The sequence below is a fragment of the Inhella crocodyli genome (assembly GCF_004004565.1).
Lineage (GTDB): Bacteria > Pseudomonadota > Gammaproteobacteria > Burkholderiales > Burkholderiaceae_C > Inhella > Inhella crocodyli.
Genome location: NZ_SACM01000003.1, coordinates 345,044 through 361,717, shown reverse-complemented (window position 1 = coordinate 361,717; position 16,674 = coordinate 345,044). Strand labels below are relative to the sequence as shown.

Annotated in this window: 15 protein-coding genes; 5 read left to right on the top strand and 10 right to left on the bottom strand. The window is 71.6% G+C overall.

The annotated features are described in order from the left end of the window. Window positions 1–49: 49 nt before the first annotated feature. Complete coding sequence (katG, locus tag EOD73_RS12510) at window positions 50–2,248, bottom strand: catalase/peroxidase HPI (RefSeq protein WP_127683340.1); 2,199 nt, start codon at window positions 2,246–2,248, stop codon at window positions 50–52. 161 nt (window positions 2,249–2,409) lie between these two features. Here katG and EOD73_RS12505 point away from each other — a divergent pair, with 161 nt between their 5' ends. After that, window positions 2,410–3,453 carry a sensor domain-containing diguanylate cyclase gene (locus EOD73_RS12505; RefSeq protein ID WP_127683339.1) on the top strand — a complete coding sequence of 348 codons (1,044 nt, stop codon included), beginning with the start codon at window positions 2,410–2,412 and terminating at the stop codon, window positions 3,451–3,453. Between the two features lie 15 nt (window positions 3,454–3,468). Here the strand turns inward: EOD73_RS12505 and EOD73_RS12500 are convergent, their stop codons facing one another. Beyond that, window positions 3,469–3,798: a hypothetical protein gene (locus tag EOD73_RS12500; RefSeq protein WP_127683338.1), complete on the bottom strand. Its 330-nt coding sequence runs from the start codon at window positions 3,796–3,798 to the stop codon at window positions 3,469–3,471. Between the two features lie 337 nt (window positions 3,799–4,135). Here EOD73_RS12500 and EOD73_RS12495 point away from each other — a divergent pair, with 337 nt between their 5' ends. Next, window positions 4,136–4,552: a thiamine-binding protein gene (locus tag EOD73_RS12495; RefSeq protein WP_205702462.1), complete on the top strand. Its 417-nt coding sequence runs from the start codon at window positions 4,136–4,138 to the stop codon at window positions 4,550–4,552. A gap of 21 nt (window positions 4,553–4,573) precedes the next feature. On the opposite strand, the gene EOD73_RS12490 is transcribed toward EOD73_RS12495, so the two are convergent. Further along, a complete protein-coding gene (locus EOD73_RS12490; RefSeq protein ID WP_127683337.1) occupies window positions 4,574–5,374 on the bottom strand; it encodes a substrate-binding periplasmic protein in 801 nt (266 codons plus the stop codon). A gap of 192 nt (window positions 5,375–5,566) precedes the next feature. Between EOD73_RS12490 and EOD73_RS12485 the strand changes: the two genes are divergently transcribed. Both EOD73_RS12485 and EOD73_RS12480 read left to right on the top strand, forming a co-directional pair. Further along, complete coding sequence (locus tag EOD73_RS12485) at window positions 5,567–6,220, top strand: MBL fold metallo-hydrolase (protein WP_127683336.1); 654 nt, start codon at window positions 5,567–5,569, stop codon at window positions 6,218–6,220. 160 nt (window positions 6,221–6,380) lie between these two features. Continuing rightward, entirely contained in the window at window positions 6,381–7,160 is a 780-nt protein-coding gene (locus EOD73_RS12480) for a collagen-binding domain-containing protein (protein WP_164846066.1), read from the top strand. A 1-nt stretch (window position 7,161) separates the two neighbouring features. Here EOD73_RS12480 and EOD73_RS12475 read toward each other — a convergent pair whose 3' ends face one another. The 6 genes from EOD73_RS12475 to EOD73_RS12450 form a co-directional block, all read right to left on the bottom strand. Continuing rightward, window positions 7,162–8,955: an ABC transporter substrate-binding protein gene (locus EOD73_RS12475; RefSeq protein WP_127683334.1), complete on the bottom strand. Its 1,794-nt coding sequence runs from the start codon at window positions 8,953–8,955 to the stop codon at window positions 7,162–7,164. Further along, entirely contained in the window at window positions 8,952–10,214 is a 1,263-nt protein-coding gene (locus EOD73_RS12470) for an anion transporter (protein WP_127683333.1), read from the bottom strand. The genes EOD73_RS12475 and EOD73_RS12470 overlap by 4 nt, the downstream gene beginning before the upstream one ends. Window positions 10,215–10,251: 37 nt before the next feature. Continuing rightward, entirely contained in the window at window positions 10,252–11,001 is a 750-nt protein-coding gene (locus EOD73_RS12465) for a LytR/AlgR family response regulator transcription factor (RefSeq protein ID WP_127683332.1), read from the bottom strand. After that, window positions 10,998–12,110 carry a sensor histidine kinase gene (locus EOD73_RS12460; protein WP_164846065.1) on the bottom strand — a complete coding sequence of 371 codons (1,113 nt, stop codon included), beginning with the start codon at window positions 12,108–12,110 and terminating at the stop codon, window positions 10,998–11,000. Before EOD73_RS12460 ends, EOD73_RS12465 begins: the two co-directional genes overlap by 4 nt. Before the next feature lie 79 nt (window positions 12,111–12,189). Next, window positions 12,190–13,101: a M48 family metallopeptidase gene (locus EOD73_RS12455; RefSeq protein ID WP_127683330.1), complete on the bottom strand. Its 912-nt coding sequence runs from the start codon at window positions 13,099–13,101 to the stop codon at window positions 12,190–12,192. 14 nt (window positions 13,102–13,115) lie between these two features. Further along, window positions 13,116–14,648 carry an AmpG family muropeptide MFS transporter gene (locus EOD73_RS12450; RefSeq protein WP_127683329.1) on the bottom strand — a complete coding sequence of 511 codons (1,533 nt, stop codon included), beginning with the start codon at window positions 14,646–14,648 and terminating at the stop codon, window positions 13,116–13,118. Window positions 14,649–14,712: 64 nt separating this feature from the next. Between EOD73_RS12450 and EOD73_RS12445 the strand changes: the two genes are divergently transcribed. After that, the gene (locus EOD73_RS12445) at window positions 14,713–15,198 is read left to right on the top strand and encodes a flavin reductase family protein (RefSeq protein WP_127683328.1); all 486 of its coding nucleotides are present in this window, start codon (window positions 14,713–14,715) and stop codon (window positions 15,196–15,198) included. On the opposite strand, the gene EOD73_RS12440 is transcribed toward EOD73_RS12445, so the two are convergent. After that, window positions 15,187–16,674, bottom strand: coding sequence for a hypothetical protein (locus tag EOD73_RS12440; RefSeq protein WP_127683327.1), 1,488 nt, complete (start codon window positions 16,672–16,674; stop codon window positions 15,187–15,189). The two genes, EOD73_RS12445 and EOD73_RS12440, sit on opposite strands and share 12 nt — an antisense overlap.

Sequence of the window (16,674 nt, the reverse complement as noted above, 5' to 3'; positions counted from 1 at the left end):
CGGCCCGGGCCCCGTGCAAAGGGCGCCGGGCCTGGGGCCTGCGCGGCGGTCAGCGCAGGTCGAAGCGGTCCAGGTGCATCACCTTGGACCACGCGGCCACGAAGTCGCGCACGAACTTCTCGCCCGCGTCGGCCTGGGCGTAGACCTCGGCCAGCGCCCGCAGTTGCGAGTTCGAGCCGAAGACCAGGTCCACCACGGTGGCCGTGGTCTTCACGGCGCCGGACTTGCGGTCGCGGCCTTCGAGCACGTGGGGGTTGGCGCTCGAGCGCGACCACGTCGTGCCCATGTCCAGCAGCTGCACGAAGAAGTCGTTCGTCAGCTGCCCCGGGCGCTGCGTGAACACCCCGTGCTTCGCGCCGCCCGCGTTGGCGTCCAGCGCGCGCAGGCCGCCCACCAGCACCGTCATCTCGGGCGCGCTCAGGGTGAGCTGTTGGGCCTTGTCGATGAGCAGCTCGGCCGCCACGGCCTCGGTGCCCGGTGCGGCGAAGTTGCGGAAGCCATCGGCCCGGGGCTCCAGCCAGCCGAAGGAGTCCACGTCGGTCTGCTCCTGCGTGGCGTCGGTGCGGCCGGGTGTGAAGGGCACGCTCACCGCGTGGCCCGCGGCCTTCGCCGCGGCCTCCACGGCCGCGTCCCCGGCCAGCACGATCAGGTCGGCCAGCGACACGCGCTTGTCCCCCGGGGCCTTCGCGTTGAAGTCGCGCTGGATGCCCTCCAGCACGGCCAGCACCGTGGCCAGTTGCGCCGGGTCGTTGGCGGCCCAGTCCTTCTGCGGCGCGAGGCGGATGCGCGCGCCGTTGGCGCCGCCGCGCTTGTCGCTGCCGCGGAAGGTGCTGGCCGAGGCCCAGGCCGTGCGCACCAGGTCGGGCACGCCCAGGCCCGAGGCCAGCACCTGGGCCTTGAGCTGGGCCACGTCGGTGGCGTCGATCAGCGGGTGGTCCACGGCGGGCACGGGGTCTTGCCACACCAGCACCTCCTGGGGCACGAGCTTGCCCAGGTAGCGGGCGCGCGGGCCCATGTCGCGGTGGGTGAGCTTGAACCAGGCGCGGGCGAAGGCGTCGGCAAAGGCGGCTGGGTCCTGGTGGAAGCGGCGCGCCACTTTCTCAAAGCCCGGGTCGAAGCGCAGCGACAAGTCGGCCGTGGTCATCATCGGCGGGCTCTTTTTCGACGGGTCGTGCGCGTCGGGGATCAGGTGCTCGGGCTTGCAGTTCTTCGGCGTCCACTGGTGTGCGCCGGCCGGGCTCTTGGTGAGCTCCCACTCGTAGCCGAAGAGCATGTCGAAGTAGCCGTTGTCCCAGCGCGTGGGGTTCGGTTTCCAGGCGCCTTCGATGCCGCTGGTGGTGGTGTGCACGCCCTTGCCCGTGCCGAACCGGTTGATCCAGCCGAAGCCCTGGGCCTCGATCGGCGCGGCTTCGGGCTCGGGGCCCACCAGCTTGGGGTCGCCGGCACCGTGGGCCTTGCCGAAGGTGTGGCCGCCGGCCACCAGGGCCACGGTCTCTTCGTCGTTCATGGCCATGCGGGCGAAGGTCTCGCGCACGTCGCGGCCCGAGGCCACGGGGTCGGGGTTCCCGTTGGGGCCCTCGGGGTTCACGTAGATCAGGCCCATCTGCACGGCGGCCAGCGGGTTGTCGAGCTGGCGGTCGCCTTGGTAGCGCTCGTCGCCCAGCCAGGTGCGCTCCTTGCCCCAGTCGATGTCTTCTTCTGGCGCCCAGATGTCCTCGCGGCCGCCGGCAAAGCCGAAGGTCTTGAAGCCCATGGACTCCAGCGCGACGTTGCCGGCCAGGATGAACAAATCGGCCCAGGACAGGCGGTTGCCGTACTTCTGCTTGATGGGCCAAAGCAGGCGGCGGCCTTTGTCCAAGTTGCCGTTGTCGGGCCAGCTGTTCAGCGGCGCGAAGCGCTGGTTGCCCGTGCCCGCGCCGCCGCGGCCGTCTTGCACGCGGTAGGTGCCGGCGGCGTGCCAAGCCAAGCGGATCATCAAGCCGCCGTAGTGGCCCCAGTCGGCCGGCCACCAGTCTTGGGAGTCGGTCATCAGGGCCGTGAGGTCGGCCACCACGGCGTCCAGGTCCAGCTTCTGGAACTCGGCCGCGTAGTCGAAGTCGGCCCCCAAGGGGTTCGACGCCGGGGCGTGCTGGTGCAGCACGTTCACGCGCAACTGGTTCGGCCACCAGTCGGCATTGGTGCGCACTTGGTGCGTGGCGGCGGCGGCCACGGCGGTGGCGTGGAAGGGGCACTGGGACGTGGCGGACATGGGCGACTCCGGGGAGGGCTGTGACGATGACGAATAGTTTCTGCAAAAGAAACTATTTGCGCCAATTGACAACGGCAATGGATTCCATAGTCCCCTGCGCCGGCCACCGTCCCTCCGATCTGGCGCAAACTGACAGGCCTTGACCGACCGGAGGCCTGTGCGTGGAGCCCGACCTTGCTCAGTTGTCGATCGCCGTGCCGGCGGCCCAGTCGGTCGAGCGGCTGGTGCGCCCGCTGCTCCGCCTGCTGGGCAACGCCTTGGGCCTGGAATCGACCTACCTCGCCACCGTCGACCTGGCCGCCGGTGCGCACCTCATCCGCTTCTCCCACAACACGGGTTCCTTGCAGGTGCCCGAGGGCCTCGTGAGTCGGTGGAACGACACCCTGTGCAAGCGCGCGCTGGACGCCGGCCACACGGCCGTGAGCGACGTGCCTCAGCGTTGGGGCGATGCGCCAACGGCCCGCGCCCTGGGCATCCAAACCTTCGTCAGCGAGCCCATCCGCGGCGAGGACGGCGCCCTGCTGGGCACCTTGTGTGCAGCCAGTGCCCAGTCGCGCACCGTGGGCCCCGACGCCGAGGCCCTGCTGAAGCTGTTTTCGGGCTTGGTGGCCAGCCTCATCGAGCGCGAGCGCCTGGTGGCGGCGCTGCACGCGGCGAACGCCACGCTGGCCGATTACGCCCTGCGCGACGCCCTGACCGGCCTGCCCAACCGCCGGGCTTTGATGGACGAGTTGCAGCGCCTGCTGGCCCGGGCCCAGCGGGAGAACCGCTGCCTCTTGGTGGGCGTGGTCGACCTGGACGACTTCAAGGCCATCAACGACCACCACGGTCACCAAGCCGGGGACCGCTTCTTGCAGGCCGTGGCCACCCGCCTGTTGGCCAGCCTGCGCGGCGGCGACCTCGTGGGGCGCCTGGGTGGCGACGAGTTCTTGCTTTTGGCCTTGGGGCCGGGTGTGTCGCCCGCGTCGCCGCCCTCGCGGATCGACACCGGCGAGCCCGCCTCGGCGGCCCAGCACTGGGCCGAGCGCAGCGCGCAGGCCTGCCTGGGCGATTACGACTTGGGCGCCGGGCTGACGCTGGCCTACGGCGGCGCCAGCGTGGGCGTGGTGGCCTTGCACCCGCAGGGCCTGGCCGCCGACGCCGCGCTGCGCGAGGCCGATGCCCGCATGTACGAGGTCAAGCGCGCACGCAAGCTCGCGCGCTGACCTTGGCGCGCGGGTTCAGCGGCTGGCGGCCTTCTTGCCCGGGGCCTGGGTGAACAGTGCGGCGGCGCGGCCCTTGAGCTCCAGCAGCTCGGTGGGCGTCACCGAGTAGCGCGTGCCCATGGCGTCGACCTCGACGCGGAACTCCACCTCGCGGCTGCCGTTGCTCAGGATGCCGACGCTGAACTCGTAGTCCTCCTTGGCGCCGGGCAGGCCCTCGGTGGCGGCGTCGTAGTCCTCGTAGCGGACGTTGCGGATCTCACCGCTGGCCAAGTCCAGCTCGCCCTGCGCGCGAATCTCGCTGTCGCTGAGTTCGTCAATGATGGTGATGGGGAGCTTGAGGTCCATGTTGTTCGCTTGAGAAAAGGGAGGGCGCGAAAGTTGCGCAATCCGCGATTTTCGCCGGGCCTGCCTACACTGCCGCCCGACCCCACTCCGACGCGGCCTGTTGGCCCTCGGCGCGGGGTCATTCGCTGGGGGTGTTGGTTGGGCCGAGCGGCCCGGCCGACTGAGAGAGTCCCTTTGAACCTGACCAGAAGCGCTTCGCGGCGCTTCGGAGTCCCCGACCGGGGATTCGAGGTAATCCTCGCGCAGGGAAGCACGCTCACAGGTCGCCGGTGCGCTCTTTCACGCGCCGGCCTCGCGGCCCCGGGCGCATGCCGAACTGCCATTGCCAACGACGCACATGGCCCACCGCAAACCTTCCTTCCTGCAACGCCTCCGGCCCTCGCTGCTGGCGGCCTCCTTGTTCGCCGGCACCGCCGCCTCGGCCCAGCCCGCGCAGCCCGCCCCGACCCCGCCGAACCACGTGATCGCCGAGATCCAGGTCCTTCCCCGGCCCACGGGCACGGCCAGCGACCGCTACAAGCACGTCGACGCCGCCATCGCCGTCATCCAGGCCTCGGGCCTGCGTTACGAGGTGCACGCCCTGGGCACCGTGATCGAGGGCCCGGCCGAGAAGATCTGGCCCCTGCTGCAGGCCATCCACCAGGCCACGCTGGAGGCGGGCGCCGAGCGCACGATGAGCGTGATCAAGGTCAGCAGTTCGGCCCAGGCCGGCGGACCGAAGGTCGAAGACCTGGTGCGCAAGTTCCGGCCCTGAGGCCGCGCGGCGCCGCAGGCTTCAGGACGGCAGCTTGCCCGGCTTGTAGGGCAGGCTGCTGCTGTGGCGGCGCCAGTAACGCGCCGCCTCGCCCGAGCGGATCAGCGGGATCAGCACGGCGTCCAGCTCCGGCAGGCGGGCCGCCGCTGCGCTGGTCTTGCCCGCGATCAGGTGCGTGGTCGGGGCGGTGGCATCGGGCACGGGGCCGTGCACCAGGTCCTCGTCGGCCAGCAGGTCCTGCCCGACGTCCTTCAAGCGCAGGATGACCTCCAGCTCCTCGACGAAGTAGTCGCAGCGCCCGAGCTTGAGCTTGGTGATCAGCTTGGCGTAGGTGTTCACGCCCGTGTCCAGGTCCGCCGGGCCCAGGTCGTAGTGCGCGTAACTCGCCCCCGTCAAACCGCAGCCGGCGTAGCGCTTGAGGTCGGCCTTGCTCCGCACGTCGACCGGGCGATCGCGCATGGAGAAGACCTGCGGCGTCAGCGCACGCAAAGGCACCGAGTAGGCGAAGCGGCGCGCGCGCTCTTCGCTGTAGTACGCGCCGTAGGCGAAGTCGGTGCGGCCGTCTTCCACCTCCTTCATGCAGCGCGCCCAGGGGTAGTGGCCGATCCAGCGCACCTTCACGCCCAGCCGGGCGAAGGCCTCGTTCATCAGGTCCACGCCAAAACCCGTCAGGGCTTGCGTCTTGTGGCCCTGCGCGTCGCGCACCCAGTACACCGAAGGCGGCGGGTCGGGGTCGGCGCAGACCGTGACCTCCCGCTCGTTCGCCGCCACGCCCGACACCGCCAAGGCGCCGAGCAGTCCCACCATCGCCGCTGTTTTCATGTGTTGCTCCCTGGATCCTCCGGCGTGGCGCCAGTGTCCTGCTTTATGCCGCGGGACAGAAGCCCGCAACGCACCCAGGTGCTTGGCTAGAACTTCGTGGGTCGGTCATGGGGCAAGATGAACGGTGATTCGCCCGTTCGGCGCCGCCGTTCGATTCGCCCCCTGCCTGCCTGCCTGCGACCGCTCCGCCCCATGCTTCGATACGAAACCCTCCCCGTCACGCCCTTTCAACAGAACTGCTCGCTGGTCTGGTGCGACCGGACGAACGAGGCCGCGCTGATCGACCCGGGGGGCGAAATCCCACGCCTGTTGGCCGCCGTCAAGGCGCGGGGACTGACGCTCAAGGCGCTGTGGCTGACGCACGCCCACATCGATCACGCCGGCGCCACGGGCCAGCTGGCGCGCGAGCAGGACCTGCCCATCGTGGGGCCGCACCCGGGCGACCAGTTTTGGATCGACGGCTTGCCGCAGCAGAGCCAGATGTTCGGCTTCCCGCCGGCCGAGCACTTCACGCCCACGCGCTGGTTGGCCGACGGCGACACGGTGCAACTGGGCGACGAGACCCTGAGCGTGCGCCACTGCCCCGGCCACACGCCGGGCCACGTGGTGTTCCACAGCGCCAGCGCCCAGCGCGCCTTCGTGGGCGACGTGCTGTTCGCCGGCTCCATCGGGCGCACCGACTTCCCGCAGGGCAATTACGACCAGCTGATCGCCTCCATCACCCAGCGCCTGTGGCCGATGGGGGACGAGACGGTGTTCATCCCCGGCCACGGGCCGGAGAGCAGCTTCGGCGCCGAGCGGCGCAGCAACCCCTTCGTGGCCGACGCGGCTTTGGGTCGCCGCTGAGTCGCTGGGGGCGAAGCCGCCAAAAGTGTGCGTTAGTTCGCACTTTTCGCGGCGACGGCTCGTTCGAACGCGGGGGGGCGTGTCAGTGCGCCGTCAGGGCCGCCTTTCGACAATTCAGGCCATGCCAGCAAGCCCTGCTGGCGCGTTCCGATTGCCCTTGATGTCCGCCCGCCACACGCCCCCCTTCCTGCTCGTTTCCGCCCTGCTGTCGTTCCCGGCGGCGTCGGAGGCCGCGTCGCGGTGGGACTTGGAGCAGGTGCGCCGCTTGGCGGACGAAGGCGCTGCGCTGCACCAAGCCAGCGACGCCGCAGCCCCCAAGGCCCTGCCCGACTGGGTGCTGACGGCGCCGCGCACCCTGCTCGGTGCGGCGGCCACGGTGGCGCCGCCCGCCGCGGCCCTGCCGCCGGCCAACATCCACGCCACCGTGGCCGGCCTGAGCCAGCGCCTGGCCGCCCTGGCTCCCACCGGCGAGGTCGATGCCTTTGGCGTGGACATGCGCCTGGGCCCCAGCCGCGCCGTGCGCGGGGTGCACGTTTACGAGGTGGACGACAGCCTGCTCAAGGCCTTCACGCTCGACACCGTGGTCGGCCCCGACGAGTGGGTGGTGGTGAACCTGCGCGGCGCGCAGCAGGTCGAGTTCGAGCCCGACTTCGCCGGCAGCGGCCTGAGCGCCGTGGCCGACCGGCTGATCTTCAACGTGGTCAACGCCAGCGACGTGCTGGTGCGCAGCGGCACTGGCCTGCTGCTGGCCCCGCACGCCGACTTGGTGGCCGCCAGCAGCGGCCACTGGGACGGCATGGTGGTGGCCGACGACCGCCGCCTGCGCGGCGAGATCGGCCGCGAGTCGCTGCGCGAACGCCGCGCCGTGCCCCGCCCCGAGCCCGAGCCGCTGACGGCCGAGGGCATGCTGCTGCTGTCGCGCCACCCGCGCAGCGCCTGAATCAATCCAGGGCGGTGTAACGCCACAGGTCCCGCGTGAAGCGGTGGCGGCGGTAGCCGCGCACCTGGGCGTGGCTGATGTCCACGCGCAGCGCGTGGCTGTGCGCCAGGTAGGGCATGTAGGCCAGCATCCAGCGCTGGGCCTCGCGGATGGCAGCCAGGCGCTCGGGCCCGTCGGGCAGCGCGCGTTGGGCCTCGTAGGCCCGGTCGAAGGCCGGCAGTTGAAAGCGCGCGTCGTTGCTCTGCCCGCTGTTGGGCCCGTAGGCCAGCGCGAGGAAGAAGTCGCCGTCGGGGAACTGCGTGGTCCAGGCGAAGCTCCACATCTGCAGGCGCCCGGCCAGTGAGTTTTTGATCAGCTCGCCGAACTGCCCCACCTCGAAGCGCATGCGCAGGCCCACGGCGCGCATTTGCTTCTCCCACAGCTCGTTGATCTGGCGCTGCCGCGCGTCTTGCACGCCGGCCATGCGCAGCACCAGGGGGCGGCCGTCGGGGTGCTCGCGCCAGCCGTCGCCGTCCACGTCGCGGTAGCCGTGCACGTCCAGCAGGGCCTTGGCGCGGGCCAGGTCGCCAGCGCCCATCTCGGTCTTGAGCGTGGGGTCGTAGCCTGTGACGCCGGGGGGCATCAGCGATTGGGCCGGCAGGCCTTGGTTGCGGAACACCAGGCGCAGCTCCGCCGCGTTGTCGTAGGCCAGCGCGATGGCGCGGCGCAGGGCCACGCGCGCGGGGCTCAGGCCGCCCAGGTCGGGGTCTTGGCAGTTGAAGAAGGTCTGGCGCACGCTGGCGTCCAGGAAGCGGTGCACCTGCACGCCGCGGGCCACGAGGTTGGGCGCCAATCGACCGTTCGGCAGCGCCAAGCTGGCCACGCCCTGGGGCAACTCCATGGCGTCGATGTCGCCGCCCACGAAGGCCAGCCAGCGCGGCTGCTCCTCTTGGATGATGTGGACCTCGACCTCGTCCACCATGGGCAGGCGCCGGCCCTGCAAGCGCGCGGCCAAGGCCACGGCCTCGGGGTCGTCCGGCGGCGGCGTGGCCGCGTAGCGCTCGTCGCGAAAGCCGGGGTTGCGCGCCAGCAGGATGCGCGAGCCGCGGCGCCAGTCCTTCAGCACGAAGGGCCCGGTGCCCACGGGGTGGGCGCCGATTTGGTCGCCGTAGGCCTCGACGACCTCGCGCGCCATGGCGCCGGTCAAGCCCGAGGCCGCGAAGAGGGCCACGAAGCGCGGTGATGGGCGCGACAGACGCACCTCGAAGCGGTAGCGGTCCAGCACGCGCAGGCCCGGCACGGGGGCGTCGTAGTCCAACCCGGTCTTGGCCGCGATGGCGCGCTGGCGCAACTCGCTCAGGCCCAGCAGGCCCTCGTTCTCGAACAGGTACAGGTGCTCGCTGGGGATGCGTGGGTCGTAGTAGCGCTTGATGCTGTAGACGTAGTCGGCCGCCACCAGCTCGCGCCGCCGACCGCCAAAGGCCGGGTCGTCGGAAAAGAAGATGCCGGGCCGCACCGTGAACACGAAGCGGCGGTGGTCGTCGCTCACCTCGGGCAGCGCGGCGGCGGTCAGCGGGCGCAGCCGCGCCGGCTCGGCCAGGGGGTCGTAGGTGAGCAGGGGCTCGAAGATGTGGGCGTTGACGGTGACCGAGGTGCGGTCGGACACGCGCGGGGGGTCGAAGGCGACCTCGGCGATGTCGGCCGCCACGCGCAGGCGCTTGGCCCCGCCGGCCTGCGCCCCAGCGGGCGCGCTCAGGCCAGCGCTCAGGCCCAGCCCGGTCAGCGCCAAAGCCGTGCGGCGGTCCAGCGCGCTCATCGCGTCAGCACCAACCAGCCCACGGTGAGCCCCAGGCTGCCCAGCGCCGCGGGCGCGGCCAGGCGCAGGTGCTGGCGCCAATCGATGGCCACGCCTTGCTTGGCGGCCAGGTCCACCACGATGAGGTTGGCGATGGAGCCCACCAGCAGCAGGTTGCCGGCCAAGGTGCTGACCAGCGCCAAGAGCATGCCGGCCTCCTGCGGGTTCGGGCCCAGGTGGGGCAGCAGCAGCATCACCGCCGGCACGTTGGAGACGAGGTTGCTCAGCAGCACGCTCACCAGGGTCAGCGTGCCGGGCTCGTGCAGGTGGATGCCCTGCGTGGCGCCCCACGCCACCGCCTGCGCCGCGACGCCCGTGGTTTGGAAGGCGTGGTTGACCACGAACAAGCCCATGAACAGCAGCAGCAGCGACCAGTCGACGTAGCCCATCACCTCGGCGCTGTGCAGGCGCCGGCTGAGCAGCAGCACGCCGGCACCGATCAGCGCGGCCAGCTCGCGCGGGAAGTCGGTGAACAAGAACACGCCCATCAGCACGGCGGCCACGCTCAGGCCCTTGGCGGTTTGCCAGGCGTCGAAGGGCGGGGTGTCGTGGCCGTTGAGCGCGGGGGGCGCGCGCTCGGCCCAGCCGGCGCGGCCCGTGCCGTGCACCAGCCACACCCACAGCATGACGAGGCTCAAGACCACCGGCACCGCGGCATGGCGCAGGTGGTCGGCGAAGTGCAGCTTCAGCATCGAGCCGATGAGCATGTTCTGTGGGTTGCCGATCAGCGTGGCCGCCGAGCCGATGTTGGCTGCGCAGGCCAGGCCGATCAAAAAGGGCACGGGGGGCATTGCGCGTTGGCGGCACAGCGCCACCACCACGGGCGTGACGGCCAGGCAGACCACGTCGTTCGAAAACACGGCCGACAGCGCCGCGCTCACGGCGATCAAGGCGCCCAGCAGCATCGGGCCCGACCAGGGCAGCGCCCCCACGCCGCGCGTGACGGCGCCGAAGAAGCCGCCCAGGCGCATTTGCGCCGCCACCACCATGAAGGCGAAGAGCAGCACGATGGTGGGCAGGTCCACGGTCTGCGCCGCTTCGGTGACGCTCCAGCCCGTGAGCGGGATCACCGCGATGGCGCCCAACAGCGCCACGCCCGTGCGGTCCAGGCGCAGCTTGGGCAGGCCGCCGAGGAACATGCCGGCGTACACGGTGGCGAAGATGGCGACGAGGCCCCAGTCCACGCTGCCGTGGCCCAGGACGGTGAGGGAGCCGTTCATGGGCGGCGAGTGTCGCGCGCCGGGCGCGCCCGCGGCCTCAAAGCGCTTCGTCGCGCAGGCGCCGGCTGGCGTCGCGGTTGGCCAGCAGCTCGGTGCCGTCGCGCATGCGGATCTGCAACTGGCTTTGCTCGTCGGGCTTCATGCTCTCGACGAAGTCCAGGTTCACGATGGCGTTGCGGTGCACGCGCAAGAAGCGGCTCGGGTCGAGCTTGGCCTCCAGGTCGGTCAGCGCCATGCGCACCAGGTAGCTGTTGCCGCGGGCCGTGATCTGCGTGTACTTCAGGTCGGACTTGAGGTGCTCGATGTCGGCCAGGGCCACGGGGAAGATGCGGCCGCGGTCGCGCACCAGGATGCGGGTCAGCGGGGCGTCATGCCTGTCCCGCTCGCCCAGCGCGGCTTGGGCCGCTTGTTGCCGCTCCTGCGGCGGCAAGGCCTCGTGCAGCGCGCGCTGCACCGCGGCGTCGAAGCGCTCTTGCGTGAAGGGCTTGAGCAGGTAGTCGACCGCGTTGAGTTCGAAGGCCGTGACGGCGTGCTGGTCGTAGGCGGTGGTGAAGATCAGCGGCGGCACGGTGTCGAGCTGGCGCACCACCTCCAGGCCGGTGAGCTCGGGCATCTGGATGTCCATGAACACGAGGTCGGGCTGCAGCGCGCGGATGAGCTTGAGCGCCTGCGCGCCGTCGGCGGCCTCGCCCACCAGGACCAGTTGGGGCTGCTCGGCGATGAAGTCGCGCAGGGTGTCGCGGGCCAGGGGCTCGTCTTCGCAGATCAGCACGCGGATGGGGGTCATGGGGCGCTCTCTGGGGCGGTGACGGGGAGTTGCAGGCGGACGGCGAAGCCCTGTCCGGGCGACGAGGCCAGTTCGAACTGGGCGGCCGCGCCGTAACGCAGCGCCAGCCGGCGCTGGACCGTGGGCAGGCCCAGGCCGGTGCCCGTGGGCAAGCCGCCGTCGGCGGGCAGCGTGCAGCCGGGGCCGTCGTCGGCCACCTCGATGTGCAGGCGATCGCCCTCGCAGTGCACCGCCACGCGCAGGGTGCCGGGCGTGCTGCGGGGGTTGAAGGCGTGCTTGAGGCTGTTCTCCACCAGCGGCTGCACGGTGAGCGCGGGCACGGTGGCACGCAGGGCGTCCTCGTCCACGTCCCAATCGAGCCGCAGGCGCTCGCCCAAGCGCAGGGCCTCGAGTGCCAGGTACTGCTCGGTGAACGCCAACTCGTCGCGCAGCAGCACCTGGTCGTGGCCGCTGCGCTCGGTGTCCAGCACGTAGCGCAGCATGTCGCTGAAGCGGTGCAGCGCGGCCTCGGCGCGCTTGGGCTCTTTGCGCACCAGGGCCAGGATGCTGTGCAGGGTGTTGAACAAGAAGTGCGGGTTGAGCTTGTTGCGCAGCGCCGCCAGCTCGGTTTGCGCCAGCAGGGCCTGGGCTTGCGCGGCGGCGGCGCCGGCCTCCCGGGCGCGCTCGATGGCGCGGTAGGCGCTGAAGCCCCCGGCCGCGGCCCAGTACATCATCATGAGCCACATCGACTGCCACAGGAACCAGTTGGCGCGCGCGCCCTCGGCCGCGGCCACGCTGTAACGCAGGGCGATGACCCCCCAGGTCAGGCCGTGCGCCGTGACGGCGAAGACCAGGGCCATGCCGGCGTGGTTGAGCAGTTGGCGCCGGGCCGAGAAGCCGCGCGCGGCCATCCAGCCGGTGAAGGGCCACACGCCCAGCAGCAGCAGCAGGGCCGGGCCGATGTTCTGCGCCATGCCGTGCAGCGCGCTCCACAGGTTGAAGCCGCGGCTCCAGACGCCGTCGGTCTCCACCGCCACGAGGTACACCAGCACCAAGGGCAGCAGCCCCAGCGCGTAGTAGCGCAGCACGTCGGGCGGCGGCAGCAGGGCGGCGAGGCGAGGCGGGTTCATGCGCCCCATTGTGGGCACGCCCACCCGGCGTGCCGGGCGGTTTGCGACGGGGACACGGCCCCGGGGCCTGGATTGAGGATCAGGCCTGGGCCGGCGGGAAGCGCTGGTCGGGCTTGGGCGCCCGGTTGAACAGGCCGGTGACCTTGGGCAGGTTGGCCTGGATGTCGCGGATGCGCGTGGGCCCGCTGGGGTGCGTGCTCAGCCACTGCGGCGGGCCGCCCTTGTTGGCGCGGCCCATCTTTTCCCACAGGCTGATGCCGGCCGCCGGGTCGTAGCCGGCGCGGGCGGCCAGGTCCATGCCCACCAGGTCGGCCTCGCTCTCGTCCTCGCGGCCCCAGCCGCGCGCGGCCAGTTGGGTGAAGAGGTCGGCCCCGGCCGTGGCGGTGTTGCCCAGGCCGAACAGGCTGGACACCACGCTGACGCCGACCCGCCGCGACAGCTCCTTGCCCATGCGCTCGCGGGCGTGCTCGCGCAGCGCGTGGGCGATCTCGTGGCCCATGATGGTGGCCACCTCGTCGTCGCTGAGTTGCAGTTGCACCAGGATGCCCGTGTAGAAGGCGATCTTGCCGCCGGGCATGCAAAAGGCGTTGAGCTGCTTGCTGGCCAGCACGTTGACCTCCCACTGCCAATCGCGCGCCGCCGCGTTCCAGGGCGGCGCGAACGGCAAGAGACGCTGCGCGATGTAGCGCAGGCGCACCACCTGGGGGTGGCTGCCGGGCAGCAGGGCGTTCTGCGCGAAGGCCTCGCGCTTGAGTTGCGTGTACTGCTGCGCCCCCAGTTGCTCCACCTGACCGGCCGGCACCAGCCTGGTGAAGCGGCTGGTGCGGCCCACGTCGATGCCCTCTTGCGCCAGCGCGGCGCTCGCGCCCCCCGCCACCAGCAGGCCGGTGAACAGGCGCCGTGTCGTGGGCGTGGGGTGGCAGTCGCAGCGGCCCCAGCCGTGCGGGGGCGCGCTGGGCAGGTGGGGGTCGTGGTCGGGCAGCAGGTTCATGGCGGTGATTGTGGTCAGTCGTCGGCCGGCGTGTCACCTTTGGGGCGATCGAGCGCCGAGATGGGGGCGCGCAGGGCCCACAACAAGAGCACGCCCGGCACGGCGAAGGCGATCGACACGAGGAAGAAGGTGGGCCAGCCGATGCTCTCGGCCAGCACGCCGGCCAGCGGCCCCACCCAGACCCGGCCCACCGAGGCCAGGGCCGACAGGAGCGCGAACTGCGTGGCCGAGTAGCGCTGCTGGCACAGGGCCATCATGAAGGCGAGGAAGGCGGCGGTGCCCATGCCGCCGCACAGGTTGTCGATGGCCACCACCATCAGGAGGCCCCCATCGAGCCGGGTCTCGGTGGCCAGTTTCACGATGGTCCAGTCGAAGGCCGGCACGGTCACCGCGCCCATCTGCCCGGCGCCTTGCACCGCCAGCCACCAAAAGCCGAGGTTGCTGACGCCCTGCAGCACGGCGAAGGCCAGCAGCGCGCGAAACAGGCCCAGGCGCAGCATCAGCAGGCCGCCCAGCAGCGCACCGCCGATGCTCAGCCACAGGCCGAAGAGCTTGTTGGCCACGCCCACCTCGGCGCTGCCGAAGCCCACGCCGGTCAGCAAAAACGGTGTGAGCAGGCTCACCGAGAAGGCGTCGCCCAGCTTGTAGAGCACGATCAGCGCCAGCATGGCCTTGGCACCGGGCTGGGCCAGGTAGTCGTTCAGGCCGCTGAGCAGGGTGCCAAAGCGCGCGCGCCGGGCCGTGTAGGCCGCCAGCGGCCCCACCACGGCCAGGCCCAGCAGCAGCACCGCCAGGTCGGCCCACTTCTTGCCCAAGGGCGTGGCCGGGGCCAGCAGGGCCTGCACCGCCGGCTCCAGCACCTGCTGCGTGAGCACCACGCCCGCTGCCACGGCGGCCACCACGGCGGCGAAGCCGACGAGGTCGCGCCGCGCATCGGTCTCGGGCCGCAGGGTGCGCGGCAGGCGGGGGCTGGCGGCGAGCGTCAGCACGGCGGCGCCCAGCATGGTCAGCGCGAAGCCGCGGTACACCGTGGGCCAACTCAAGGCCCCGGCGGCCGGGTCGACCCAGATGAAGGCCAGCCCGCCGCTGACCACCATGGCCAGGCGGTAGCCCAAGGTGTTGAGGCTGGCGCCCAGCGCGCGCTCGTCGGGCGGCAGCAGGTCGGCGCGGTAGGCGTCGTAGGCGGCGTCTTGGCTGGCGCTCAGGAAGGCGATCAGCACCGCCAGCGCGGCGAAGGGGCCGAGCTGCGTGGCCGGGTCCAACTGCGAGATGCCCCACAGCGCGGCGGCCAGCAGGGCCTGCGTCAAGGCGATCCACCCCCGACGCCGCCCAAACAAAGGAAGGTCGAAGCGATCGATCAGCGGCGCCCACAGGAACTTGAAGGTGTAGGGCAGGCCCACCAGCGTGAGGAAGCCGATGGTGGCCAGGCTCAGGCCGCTTTGCGTCAACCAGCCCTGCATGGCCTGGCCGCTGAGCGCCAGGGGCAGGCCCGAGGCGAAGCCCAAGAGGACGACGATGGCGAGGCGGTGCAGGCGGGCGAAGAGCATGTCGGTCGGAGGGGGAAGCGGGGGGCGGGCGGCGCGGGATCGTAGGCCCGACCACAATGCGGGCATGTCGCCGCCTGACGCCCCCTCGTTCCGCGCCGCGCTCGGGCTGTTCGCCACGGGCGTCACCATCGTGACCGCACGCGCGGCCGACGGCACGCCGGTGGGCTTGACGGCCAACAGCTTCAACTCCGTCAGCCTCGGCCCGCCCCTGGTGCTGTGGAGCCTGCGCACGGCGGCGCACACCATGCCCACCTTCGCGCGGGGCAGCCACTACGCCATCCACATCCTGGCGGCCGAGCAGATCGAGCTGGCCAAGCGCTTCGCCACGCGCGACATCGACCGCTTTGCCGGCTTGGTGACCGAAGACGGGGCCGGCGGCGTGCCGCTGATCCCGGGCTGTGCCGCGGTGTTCGAGTGCGCCAACCGCAGCCAGTACGAAGAGGGCGACCACGTGATCTTCGTGGGCGAGGTGGAACGCTGTGTCCACCGTGCGGGCGCCCAGCCGCTGATCTTCCACGGCGGGCGCTATTTCACCGAACTACCCCTGTAGGCGCCCCACCGGGAAGGGGGCGGGAAGGCGGTCGCGCCGGGCCCAGGCCCAAGCGCCCAAGGCCAGCGCGGCCAACACGCCCAGGCCGAGACTCAGGCCCGAAGGGAGCGCCAGCTTCTCGGCCACGGTGCCCGTCAGCGTGCCGCCGCCCAACACCGCCAAGCTGGCCACCTGCACGCTGCGCGTGCTGCGCAAGCCGCTGTCTTTCAGCCGCGCCCAGTCGCGCCAGGCCAGCCGCACCAAGGGCAAGCAGCCCGCCGCGAAGCCCGCCACGAAACCCTGGGCGTCGGCGCTGCCGAAGACGCCGACCAACACCCAGGTGCCGGCGGTGCACAGCCCCCAGCCGATGAGGAACTGCCGCACCTGGTAAGCGGCCCAGGCGTCGCGCAAGGCCCGGCCCTGGGGCACCCCGGGTGCCAGCATCAGCAGGCCTTGTTCGCGCCGCCGCGCCGACAGCGCGCCGCTGAGCTGCATCAAGGGGTTCAGGCCCATGCTGAACAAGCCCATGCACAGGCCGTAGCGCATGGCGTCCATCGGCGACTGGCCGCTGCGACTTGGGGGCAGCCACAGGAAGAGCGCCACCAGGGGCAGCATCACGAACAGCAGCACCAGCAGGGCCACGCCCAGTTGGCGCGCCCAGTGCGAGGGGCCGGCCAGCACGAGGTTGAGCCGCCCGATCGCGGCGGGCGACACGCCGGGCTGCAACTGGCGCGCCATCAGCGCCTGCCAGGGCAGCGCGGCCAGCCGGTGCAGGCTGCCCGTCCAGCCGGTTTGGTGCTTGGCCGGCAGCCCTTGGCCCGACTGCATGGCACGGTTCAGGGCCAGCATCCGGTCGCGCCGCTCGGTGTGGCGGCGGTGTGCGCCGTTGCCGTCGCCGATCGCACGCCGCAGCAGCAGCCCCAGCACCAGGGCCCCGAGCGCCAAGAACAGCGGGCCTTGCAGGGGGTCGCTCAACACGGCCAGGGCGGCGTCGCGCGCGGCCACCAGGTCCGCGCGGAAGCGGCGCAGCTGCGACAGGCCGCCGAAGAAGGCGACGCTCACCGGGAGCCAGAGCACGGGGTGGCGGATCAGCCAGGTCAGTGCGAACAGCAGCAGGCCGCCGCCGGCCGCCCAGGCCGCCCAGCGGTCCCAGGCCCCCAAGGACGCGGCCACCAGCAGCACCCCGAGTGCGGTGAAGACCAGCCATTGCGCCACCAGGCTGCGCCGCAGGGCCTGTGCATGGCCGGGCACCAGGCGCGCGAGCGTGGCCCGGTTTTGCTGCAACAGGGCCTCGACCTGCACCCACCACAGACCGACCCAGGCCACGGCGCTGACCATGCCCGCGAGGAAGTCGTGCGACAGGGCCGTGGCCCGTGGCAACAGCCACAGCGCCAGCGCCGCCAGCACCAAACCGGCCGCCAGGGGGCGCGTTTGGCCTGCGTTGTGCATGCCGCGCCAGGTGTGGGCGGCCAACGGGAACCAAGGGGATCGCGACAT

What these genes read in the sequence shown, in the direction of transcription:
- katG (WP_127683340.1), bottom strand. Translation starts at nt 2,248, where the DNA reads ATGTCCGCCACGTCCCAGTGCCCCTTCCACGCCACCGCCGTGGCCGCC.
- EOD73_RS12500 (WP_127683338.1), bottom strand. Translation starts at nt 3,798, where the DNA reads ATGGACCTCAAGCTCCCCATCACCATCATTGACGAACTCAGCGACAGC.
- EOD73_RS12495 (WP_205702462.1), top strand. Translation starts at nt 4,136, where the DNA reads ATGGCCCACCGCAAACCTTCCTTCCTGCAACGCCTCCGGCCCTCGCTG.
- EOD73_RS12490 (WP_127683337.1), bottom strand. Translation starts at nt 5,374, where the DNA reads ATGAAAACAGCGGCGATGGTGGGACTGCTCGGCGCCTTGGCGGTGTCG.
- EOD73_RS12485 (WP_127683336.1), top strand. Translation starts at nt 5,567, where the DNA reads ATGCTTCGATACGAAACCCTCCCCGTCACGCCCTTTCAACAGAACTGC.
- EOD73_RS12480 (WP_164846066.1), top strand. Translation starts at nt 6,381, where the DNA reads ATGTCCGCCCGCCACACGCCCCCCTTCCTGCTCGTTTCCGCCCTGCTG.
- EOD73_RS12475 (WP_127683334.1), bottom strand. Translation starts at nt 8,955, where the DNA reads ATGAGCGCGCTGGACCGCCGCACGGCTTTGGCGCTGACCGGGCTGGGC.
- EOD73_RS12470 (WP_127683333.1), bottom strand. Translation starts at nt 10,214, where the DNA reads ATGAACGGCTCCCTCACCGTCCTGGGCCACGGCAGCGTGGACTGGGGC.
- EOD73_RS12465 (WP_127683332.1), bottom strand. Translation starts at nt 11,001, where the DNA reads ATGACCCCCATCCGCGTGCTGATCTGCGAAGACGAGCCCCTGGCCCGC.
- EOD73_RS12460 (WP_164846065.1), bottom strand. Translation starts at nt 12,110, where the DNA reads ATGAACCCGCCTCGCCTCGCCGCCCTGCTGCCGCCGCCCGACGTGCTG.
- EOD73_RS12455 (WP_127683330.1), bottom strand. Translation starts at nt 13,101, where the DNA reads ATGAACCTGCTGCCCGACCACGACCCCCACCTGCCCAGCGCGCCCCCG.
- EOD73_RS12450 (WP_127683329.1), bottom strand. Translation starts at nt 14,648, where the DNA reads ATGCTCTTCGCCCGCCTGCACCGCCTCGCCATCGTCGTCCTCTTGGGC.
- EOD73_RS12445 (WP_127683328.1), top strand. Translation starts at nt 14,713, where the DNA reads ATGTCGCCGCCTGACGCCCCCTCGTTCCGCGCCGCGCTCGGGCTGTTC.
- EOD73_RS12440 (WP_127683327.1), bottom strand. Translation starts at nt 16,674, where the DNA reads ATGTCGCGATCCCCTTGGTTCCCGTTGGCCGCCCACACCTGGCGCGGC.